1 protein-coding gene and 2 pseudogenes are annotated in these 2,394 nt (G+C 63.3%); 1 reads left to right on the top strand and 2 read right to left on the bottom strand.

The window, feature by feature from the left end; all coding sequences use genetic code 11:
• Together EOA23_RS33840 and EOA23_RS33835 are read right to left on the bottom strand one after the other, a co-directional pair.
• A pseudogene (locus EOA23_RS33840) lies at positions 1-284 on the bottom strand (DUF1499 domain-containing protein); the annotation flags it as partial.
• A gap of 81 nt (positions 285-365) precedes the next feature.
• Entirely contained in the window at positions 366-1,994 is a 1,629-nt protein-coding gene (locus EOA23_RS33835; protein WP_127307245.1) for a fatty-acid--CoA ligase, read from the bottom strand.
• 190 nt (positions 1,995-2,184) lie between these two features.
• Here EOA23_RS33835 and EOA23_RS33830 point away from each other — a divergent pair.
• Positions 2,185-2,394, top strand: a pseudogene (locus EOA23_RS33830) (hypothetical protein); the annotation flags it as partial.

Below are 2,394 nucleotides of genomic sequence, written 5' to 3'. Positions count from 1 at the left end.
CCGTAGGGCGCCAGGACCAGCAGCGCCAGCAGCGCGCCGACGCTGAGATCGCGGCCGCCGCGATCGCCGAAGCTCCAGACCCTCGACAGGCCGAGACCCGCCAGCAACAGGGCGAGCGCCGCCAACAGCGCGACGACCGCAAGCACCCACAGGAAAGGCGGCGTCTCGACGAATCCGAGCCGGTAACCGGCGACGGCGGTGAGCAGAAGGACGAGGGAAAATGCCCCGATCCGCCGCGACCAGCCGGCCGCCCTCGACGTCTGCCGTTCAGGAATAGATGCCATTCTTCGCCGTATCGTCCCAACCCGGGCCGAGAGTTAGCGGTTTTTGGCGCGGGCTTGAAGCCGGAAGATCGAACATTTTCGTCAATCCGTCGGCAGGCGGTAATCCTTGAACTGGGCGCGTAGGCTGGTCTTCTGGATCTTGCCGGTAGCGGTGTGCGGAATTTCGCCGACGAAGGCGACGTCGTCGGGCATCCACCATTTCGCCACCTTGCCGCTCATGAAGGTGAGGATGTCGCCCTTGCTCGGCTCCCGACCGGGCTTGCTAACGACGACCAGCAAGGGCCGCTCGCCCCATTTCGAATGCGGGATGCCGATCGCCGCCGCCTCCGCCACGTCCGGGTGGCCGACGGCGAGATTCTCCAGGTCGATGGTCGATATCCACTCGCCGCCGGACTTGATGACATCCTTGGCGCGGTCGGTGATCTGCATGTAGCCGCTGGCGTCGATATGGGCGACATCGCCCGTGTCGAACCAGCCGTCGGCATCGAACTGCTCGGCGCCGGCGCCGCCATAATAGGCGCGAGCCACTGCGGGACCGCGCACCTTGAGATGCCCGAAGGTCTTGCCGTCCCAGGGCAGCGCGTTGTTATCGTCGTCGGTCACTTTCATCTCGACGCCGAAGGGCGGAAAACCCTGCTTGCCCTGGACATCCAGCCGCGCCTCGCCGGTCAGCGTCTGATATTGCGGCTTCAGCGTGCAGAGCGTGCCCAGCGGCGACATCTCGGTCATGCCCCAGGCATGCACCACCTGCACATCGTAATCATCCTGGAACTTTGCGGTGATGGCGCGCGGACAGGACGCCCCGCCGATCACGACCTTGTTCAGATAGGGCAGCTTCTTGCCGGTCTCTTCCAGATATTGCAGCAGCATCATCCAGACGGTGGGCACCGCGGCGCTGAACGTCACCTTTTCGGTGTCGAGCAGTTCGTAGATGGAGGCGCCATCCATCTTGCAGCCCGGCATCACCAGCTTGGCGCCGATCATCGGTCCGCTCTGGCCGAGCCCCCAGGCGTTGGCGTGGAACATCGGCACCACAGGCAGGACGACATCGCGCGTCGACAGGCCCATCGCGTCGGGCATGGCGGCGATCATGGCGTGAAGGACATTGGAGCGGTGGCTGTAAAGCACACCTTTCGGGTCGCCCGTCGTTCCGGAGGTGTAGCACATGCCGGCGGCGGTGTTCTCGTCGAACGTCTTCCAGGCGAAATCGCCGTCGGCCTCGGCCAGCCATTCCTCGTAGGCGACGGCGTTGGCCAGAGAGGTTTGCGGCATATGCGCCTGGTCGGTCAGCACGATCACCCGGCGCAGCGATTTCACCGCGCCGGCGATCTTTTCCAGGAGCGGCACGAAGGTGAGGTCGACGAAGATCGCCTTGTCCTCGGCATTGTTCATGATCCAGGCGATCTGCTCGGGAAAAAGCCTCGGATTGAGCGTGTGATAGATCGCTCCGATGCCCATGATGCCGTACCAGGCTTCGATATGGCGGGCCGTGTTCCAGGCAAGGGTCGCGATGCGATCGCCGAGCGCGAAGCCGTCACGCTCCAGCCGTTGCGCCACCTTGAGCGACCGATGATGGATTTCGGCGAAGGTCGTGCGCACGATCGGGCCTTCGATCGAGCGCGACACGACCTCCCGGCTGCCGTGCTGGCGTTCGGCATGGTCAATCAGCTTATGGCAAAGCAGCGGCCATTCCTGCATCAATCCGAGCATCTATTCCTCCCCTTCGCGCATTCGCGTCGTTTGTTGCGCACATTGTGGAACGAACCGGCGGATTGTCCAGCCGCCATAAGTCGAAGCCCGTGGATGGATCGAAGAACCGGGAAAACCGCCATAATCCGGCCATCCTCGCCGTTAAGTTTCGTTAACGGGCTGGGTGAGATTGGCGAATGGAGTGGTTCGCATGGACGCGCAGCTCGACGAAAAAGCCCTCGAAAGCACGCTTGCCGAAAGTCTGGACGATCTGGCGCCGGACAACAAAACCGTTTCCGAAGATGAATTTGCCGAAGTCGTCGGCGGTGCGCTTGAAGCCGTCGGCGGGACGCTGCTGTTTAAGATGCGCGTCGAAAACGGCGAGAATGGCGAGCATGTCGCCGCCGCCTGCATCGGCGAC

This window comes from Mesorhizobium sp. M2A.F.Ca.ET.042.01.1.1, assembly GCF_003997405.1.
GTDB lineage: Bacteria > Pseudomonadota > Alphaproteobacteria > Rhizobiales > Rhizobiaceae > Mesorhizobium.
This window is presented reverse-complemented; position numbering and strand designations above follow the sequence as displayed.

What these genes read in the sequence shown, in the direction of transcription:
- EOA23_RS33835 (WP_127307245.1), bottom strand. Translation starts at nt 1,994, where the DNA reads ATGCTCGGATTGATGCAGGAATGGCCGCTGCTTTGCCATAAGCTGATT.